The sequence below is a fragment of the Limimaricola cinnabarinus LL-001 genome (genome assembly GCF_000466965.1).
Classification (GTDB): Bacteria; Pseudomonadota; Alphaproteobacteria; order Rhodobacterales; family Rhodobacteraceae; genus Limimaricola; species Limimaricola cinnabarinus.
In genome coordinates this window covers 1-7621 of the sequence record NZ_BATB01000101.1, presented here as the reverse complement: position 1 = coordinate 7621, position 7621 = coordinate 1, and the positions used below count along the sequence as shown (strand labels likewise).

Here is a 7621-nt window from a genome sequence, read left to right as displayed (position 1 = left end):
AACGTGGCCGAAACCGCCTGCATCCAACGCATTGCTCGTGAGCGTCGCTACCATCGCTTCTTCCAGATCGTCGATAAGGTGGTCGAGGAGATCCAGGCTCATCAGTGGGTTGATACGGGTAAGCCGAAGAGACGCTTACGTGGTGAGCAACTCCAGATGCTCCGGGCTTCGGTGGAGACCCTGATCCGGGACAGCGTGGCCGTGGTCTACCAGCGCAAGCGGAAGGGTGAGTCGAGCATTCACCTTCACCGAAACTGGTATAGCACACCCGCCTCACCTGCCGACCTCGCTCATAGCATCCATGTGCAGCGAGCCTACCAAGGCATGTTGGAGTTGGGTTATCTGGAGCAGACTAGGAAGGGGGTTTACGACCGTCAGGGCCGCAAGGATGGCTCTACCCGAAGCCGCCTGACCCGCTACCGAGCTACGGATCACCTAATCGGGAAGTTTACGCCCGAAGAACAGGAGGTCCTGCCGGTAATCGTGCCACCGTCGATGCCGTATGCGCCGATCCGCATTCAGGTGAAGACGGAGGATGGCCGTCGTGAGGCCTCTCTCGCTCCTGAGACCGGTGAGGTCCTGCTGATGCAGTGGCACCTAGAGCGGATCAACCGGGTACTAACGAGCCGCTGGTATGACCTTCTTATTCCCGATGCCGAGCTGGCCGAGCTACAGGCCCGGCTGGCCGACGATCCCGATGGGGGAAAGCCTCTCGCACTGGACCGTCGGACCCTCCACCGTGTCTTCAACGATGCGGATCTCACCACTGGCGGCCGGTTCTACGGTGGCTGGTGGCAAAACGTGCCGAAGAAGTATCGCCGTCACCTGCTCGTCAACGGCAAGCGAATGGTGGAGATCGACTACTCCAACCTGCACCCAGTGATCCTCTACGCCGAAGCTGGCGTTAAGCCGCCCGAGGATTGCTACCGATGCATCTTCGACGCCGGGACAGAAGCCAAAGGCGGTGATGACCTCCGCAGCATGGTCAAGGCGGCCTTCAATGCGATGCTCAACGCGGGCAAGGAGCTACGGCAGGCTCCGAAGGGGATCAATCCCGGCCGCTTCGACATGACTTGGCGACAGGTTTCAGATGCGATCCTCACGGCCCACGAGCCGATTGCGCATCACTTCTACACCGGCGTAGGGAAGCGCCTGCAGCGCAAGGACAGTGACGTGGCCGAGCGGGTAATGCTCGCCTTCATCGACAGCGGCATCCCCATCCTGCCGATCCACGACAGCTTCCTCGTCCATGAAGGCCACCGTGATCTGCTCAATGAGCGGATGCAGGCCGCCCTGACCGCAATCTGCGGCGTGGTGACCAAGCTCAAACCCGTCGAACCTGATCTGGACCAAATTCTTGCCGAGCAGGCCGCAGAGCAAGAAATGGATTCCGAGGGCTTCGGAGCTGAGACGACGCAGGACCTCGGCGAAATTCTCGCCACTCAAGAGGGTCACGACAAACGACTCGATGCCTTCTTAGCCCTACCCAGTGCCGATGAGAATTCGGACTAGGCCCAACAGGTCGATCCAAGCGGGCGTAGGGCCACGGTGGTTGGAGGACCAAGCTGCTGATACAGACTTCCAGCCGTCGAGATACCCTGCGATCAAGAGCGAGCCGTCGCGGCGGGCTACCTCCCAGAACCTCACGCGATCAACGCGGCAGCGAGTGCCATTGACTCCACGCGCCCAGCGCAAGAACTTGAATTTCATCACGTTGACCGGAAAGGTTGCGATGTACGAGAACGCCTTCAACCGTATCGAAAAGGATCTCCGCGCCGAGGAGGGGATCGCCAACGAGCTGGACTACGTCGAGCAGATCTCGTGGGTCCTGTTTCTGCGCTATCTTGATGCACTGGAGGCCGAGCGCCGTGACCGGGCAGAGTTGGAGGACCGCGAGTACACGCCAATCATCGGCGGCATCTTCCGCTGGTCCGAATGGGCTGCACCTAAGCTCGACGACGGTACACTCGACCATAACAGCGCCCGGACCGGCGAGGATCTCGTGCGTTTTGTTGACGAGCAGCTCTTCCCGTACCTTGCCAAGTTCAAGTCGGCGGCTACTAGGCCTAAAACTATCGAATATAAGATCGGTGAGGTCTTCACCGAGCTGCGCAGCAAGTTCCGTTCAGGCTATATCCTTCGTGACGTACTGGAGGTCATCGACGGGCTGTCTTTCAACACCCAAGCCCAGCGCCACGAGCTTTCGGAGCTATATGAGACCCGCATTCGTCGGATGGGCAATGCGGGCCGCAATGGCGGCGAGTACTACACTCCCCGCCCGCTCATTCGGGCCATGATCCGCGTGACTGATCCCAAGATCGGCGAGACCATCTACGACGGTGCGGCAGGTTCAGCGGGCTTCCTATGCGAGGCCTTCGAGCATCTGCGCCAGCCGCAACTGTCGGCAGCCGAATGGGAAACCCTCCAAACCGCGACCTTCTACGGGCAGGAGAAGAAGTCGCTCGCTTACATCATCGGCATCATGAACATGGTGCTGCATGGGATCGAGGCCCCCAACATCATCCACACCAACACGCTCACTGAGAACGTGATGGATATCCAAGAGCGGGACCGGCACGATATCATCCTCGCCAATCCGCCCTTCGGTGGCGGCGAGCGGAAAGAGGTCCAGCAGAACTTCCCGATCCGTACCGGCGAGACCGCCTATTTGTTCCTCCAGCACTTCATCCGCAAGCTAAAGGCTGGGGGCCGGGCGGCGGTGGTCATCAAGAACACCGTGCTGAGCAACACCGACAACGCAAGCGTGGCACTGCGGAAGGAGCTGATTGAGAGTTGCAATCTGCACACCGTCCTCGACTGCCCGCAGGGGACGTTCCAAGGCGCGGGCGTAAAGACCGTGGTCTTGTTCTTCGACAAGGGCGCACCGACGCGGGACATTTGGTTCTACCAGCTCGACCCGGGACGGAGCATGGGCAAAACCAACCCGCTCAACGACGCCGATCTGGTCGAGTTCGTGGAATTGCACCGTACCCGCGAGACCGGGCCGAAAAGTTGGATTGTGAACCGCACCGACCTCGATGCGGCGACCTTTGACCTGTCGGTCAAGAACCCGAACGCGCCGGAGGCCGAGGCCCTGCGATCTCCCGAAGAGATCATCGCCGACATGCTGGCACGCGATGCCGAGACAGCGGACATCCTAGAAAATATCCGGGGGATGCTGTGAAGGACTTCGCGACCGCAGGATGGGTGGAGAAGCCGCTTGGCAAAATTTCTACTCTGCAACGGGGGTTTGATCTTCCGAAGAGGTTGCGCGAACCGGGAAATTTCCCGCTCGTGACGTCAAGCGGACCGACTGATACCCACGCAGTTGCGAAAGTGAAAGGACCAGGCGTTGCCACGGGGCGAAGTGGAAGCATCGGGAATGTATTCTTTATTGAAGATGATTTCTGGCCGCTGAATACAGCGCTTTACGTAAAAGACTTCCACGGCAATGATCCGCGTTTCGTCTATTATCTACTGCATTATGTCGATCTTGGTCGCTTCTCGTCTGGTGCGGGTGTACCTACCCTCAACCGAAACGACGTCCATAGCGAACGTTATTGGATTCCGAGCAACATAGAAGAACAACAGCGGATCGTTGCGGTTCTGGACGAGGCCTTCGATGGTCTGGCCCGCGCCCGCGCTCATGCCGAGGCCAACTTGCAGAGTGCGCAGTCGTTATTCGACGCCTTCGTAGCTTCTCAATTCGAGGCGCTTCATGGCGAAGCCTCTACTGAAGTCATGACCGTCAAGGACCTTGCTCTTCCAAAGCGAGGTTCGATCCGAACAGGACCGTTTGGCAGCCAGCTTCTTCATAGCGAGTTTGTCGACGAAGGCATTGCCGTACTTGGAATCGACAATGCTGTATCCAACAGATTCAAGTGGGGAAAAAGCAGGTTCATTACGACTGAGAAATATGACCAGCTTCACCGATACACGGTCAACCCCGGAGACGTTATAATCACGATCATGGGTACATGCGGGCGTTGCGCGGTAGTCCCCGACGATATCCCTGTCGCCATCAATACCAAGCATCTTTGCTGTATTTCTCTAGATCAAACGAAGTGCCTGCCCGGATACCTTCATCGCTATTTTCTATCCAGCCCGAAGGCGCGCGCATATCTTTCAACGCAGGCATCGGGGTCGGTTATGGACGGGTTAAATATGGGCATCATCAAAGGGATGCCGGTAGAGGTCCCTAGTATTATACTGCAGTCGTCGATTGTTGAGAAAACCATGGAATTCGAAGCTGCGGCGGGAGCAATTAAATCTAAATATGAGGCCAAGCTCCAAGATATTGGCGATCTCCGTCAGTCGCTTTTGCAGAAGGCCTTCGCGGGCGAACTGATTTGACCTAGGAGACGCTGCTCGTGGGAACATCGAAACGCCAGCTTGGCGAAGTTAGCCGAAACGATCAGGTCTTGATCGCGCGCACCGACCGCCCCGGCACGGACCATCAGCAGGTCGTATGGGTAGTATTCTGCGCACGGCGCCTGGACGACGGTAGTCTCTGCGGCCGTCGCTACGGGGCGAACGGATCGGACTTCCACCACCGCAAATGCCCGTCCTGCCAGGGCGGGGCGGCGGGATTAAGCATCGATGGGCTGATATGAGTATCAACGACGAAACCGAAGCCGACACGCGCGCTGGGCGCATTGACCCGGTCCTCTCAGCCGCTGGCTGGGGTCAGAACGGCTCGAAGGTCCGACGCGAGGTCATCTGCCCCGGCCGCATCCAATCAAGTGGCAAGCGCGGCAAGGGGCTATCCTGCGATTACGTGTTGATCCACAAAGGCCACAAGCTCGCCACGCTGGAAGCCAAGCGCGCTGGGATCAGCTATCGCGAGGGCGTCGGGCAGGCCAAGGACTACGCCCAGCGCCTCGGGGCGCGCTTCGCCTACGCTTCAAACGGGTTGGCTTGGTACGGCATCGATATGGCGACCGGGACCGAGGACGACGTCGCTCTGCCGCTCCCGTCGCCCGATGAACTGTGGGAGCGCTGCTTCGCTGAGCGCAACGAGTGGCGCGAGCGTTTCGGCGAGGTCGAATTCGAGACCGATGGCGGGAAATGGGAGCCGCGCTACTACCAGCACAATGCGATCACCGCCGCGCTGGACGCCGTGGCCGAGGGCAGGAAGCGCATCCTGCTGACGCTGGCCACCGGGACCGGCAAAACTTCTATCGCCTTCCAGATCGCGTGGAAGCTTTTCAAGGCACGTTGGAGCCTCTCTGGCGAGCCGACCCGTTCTCCCCGTATCCTCTTTCTCGCGGATCGCAACATCCTCGCGGATCAGGCCTACAACGCCTTCACGGCTTTTCCGTCGGACGCACTCGCCCGGATCGATCCCGACGCAATTCGCAAGAACCACGGCAAACCACCGCGCAACGCGAGCGTCTTCTTCACGATCTTCCAGACCTTCATGACCGGCGAGGGCAAGCCGGTTTACGAGGACTACCCGCGCGACTTCTTCGACTTCATCGTCATCGACGAATGCCACCGGGGCGGCGCGAAGGACGAGAGCGAATGGCGGGCGGTTCTCGAATACTTCGAGCCAGCCGTGCAGCTCGGCCTTACCGCGACGCCCAAGCGCAAGCATAACGCCGACACCTACGGCTACTTTGGAGAGCCGGTCTACACCTACGCCCTGCGCGACGGCATCGAGGATGGCTTCCTGACGCCCTTCAAGGTCCGCCAGATGGCCAGCACGATCGACGAGTACGTCTATCATCCGGAGGACGAGGTCCTCGCGGGAGAGATCGAGATCGGCCAGAGTTTCCGTGAAGAAGACTTCAACCGTATCATCGAAATGCCCGAGCGCGAGCTAAGCCGTGTACGCGAGTTCATGGCGCAGATCGACCAGCGCCAGAAGACGATCGTGTTCTGCGCCACACAAGCCCACGCGGCCCTCGTCCGCGACCTCATTAACCAGATCAAGGACAGCTCTGATGTCGACTACTGCCACCGCGTGGCGGCAGATGACGGGGCGATTGGCGAAGCGCATCTGCGGACGTTCCAAGACAACGAGAAGAGCGTCCCAACAATCCTGACCACCTCGCAGAAGCTCTCGACTGGCGTAGATGCTCGCAACGTACGCCACATCGTTCTGATGCGACCGGTCAAGTCCATGATCGAGTTTAAGCAGATCATCGGACGCGGGACGCGGACCTTCGATGGGAAGGATTTCTTCACGATCTGGGACTTCGTAAAGGCCCACGAGAACTTCCAAGACCCCGAATGGGACGGCGAACCCGAAGAGCCGGTCGCTCCCGGCCCGCCTCGCTCTAAACCTGAGCCGAAGGAACCGGATGACCTGCCCTCGGAGGATGAAGATGACGAGCCGACCCAGAAGGTCGTGGTCAAACTAGCGGACGGCAAGGCGCGAGAGATCAGATATATCGCGTCAACGAGCTACTGGAGCGCAGACGGAAAGCCGATCTCGGCAACCGACTTCCTCAAGCGGCTCTTCGGAGATCTAGGAGAGTTGGTTGCCGACGAGGACGAGTTGCGTGCCACTTGGAGCAATCCCGATACACGAGAAACCTTCCTGACCAAGCTCGGCGAGCGGGGCTATGACCACGAGGTCATGGATGACCTGCGGCGTCTCGTGGACGCCCCCGATAGCGATCTCTTCGACGTGCTGGCTTATGTCCTCTACACGCACCCACCGAAGAGCCGACGTCTGCGAGCATCGGCGGTAGAAGAGGGATGGCTTGCCGCCTCCGACGGGGAGCAGAGGCAATTTCTAGCAGCTCTACTCAAAGCGTACGTCGAAGGCGGCGAGCGGGAGTTAGCAAAGGACCGACTGACACCGCTTCTGACCGCCAAATACGGCGGCGTTACACAAGCTCGCAATAGGTTAGGGTCCATCTCCACAATTCAGTCAGCCTACAGAAAGCTACAAAAGAGCCTTTACCTAAATTAGAATTTCCTCGGAGTGCCTAAACCCATCTGCAGCATATCACGGAATCATAGCCCCTACCCGAGCGCAAGAGATTCCCCCTGGGCATGTCGCCACATTAGTTAGGAATTAAAAAATGATTGAATCTATCCGAAAATTTTCGTTTGCCGCTACGCTACTTTTGATGACCGTACCGGCGACCAGTAGCGTAGCCCAGAACTTGAGACCTTTGCAGGACGCAATCAACCAAGAGCCATCCCTCCAGATGCTCAACTATCTAGCGGCCCGGTGTTCAGCACTATTCCTTGAAGTGGCAACCAGGACAGCGAAGACGCCGAGTGCCACACAAGAAGATGAAATGCTTTTTAAAGGGCGATATGCAGTCTTGGCACAAGAAGCTGGAATCGTAAGAAATACAATGCTGGGTCGCAGCGAAGATAGGTCAGCGGAGCCTTCACGGAGAGCTTGGAGATGATTATGGAAATCAAGGATCTATATTTCGAAGACATGGAGAGCAACTACGCTAGGACCGGAAACTCGATGTCCCAGCAGCATCAGATCGAGCTAGCCCTCTGCAATAAGTACTATAATGGTTTGACTAATGGCTGATCAGCGACCAGCCCATAGGCCCCCCTATTAAGAGAGCAGGTTTCATCTTGAAAGCTTTTCTCGGCCCCAACGTTTCCAGCTATTAAGCTCACTCCAGGCGGTTTCGGCCACGTT

At 58.3% G+C, this 7621-nt stretch carries 3 protein-coding genes and 1 pseudogene; all 4 read left to right on the top strand.

The genetic code is table 11. From position 1 onward, the window contains the following. Positions 1–1512 (top strand): annotated as a pseudogene (locus MBELCI_RS21135) (hypothetical protein); the annotation flags it as partial. Between the two features lie 220 nt (positions 1513–1732). Next, positions 1733–3184 (top strand): class I SAM-dependent DNA methyltransferase, encoded by a 1452-nt coding sequence (locus MBELCI_RS17745; RefSeq protein WP_021695628.1) that lies wholly within the window; start codon positions 1733–1735, stop codon positions 3182–3184. Further along, positions 3181–4353: a restriction endonuclease subunit S gene (locus MBELCI_RS17740; RefSeq protein ID WP_045320463.1), complete on the top strand. Its 1173-nt coding sequence runs from the start codon at positions 3181–3183 to the stop codon at positions 4351–4353. The genes MBELCI_RS17745 and MBELCI_RS17740 overlap by 4 nt, the downstream gene beginning before the upstream one ends. Before the next feature lie 256 nt (positions 4354–4609). Next, positions 4610–6922, top strand: coding sequence for an EcoAI/FtnUII family type I restriction enzme subunit R (gene hsdR / locus MBELCI_RS17735; protein WP_021695626.1), 2313 nt, complete (start codon positions 4610–4612; stop codon positions 6920–6922). Positions 6923–7621 lie beyond the last annotated feature (699 nt).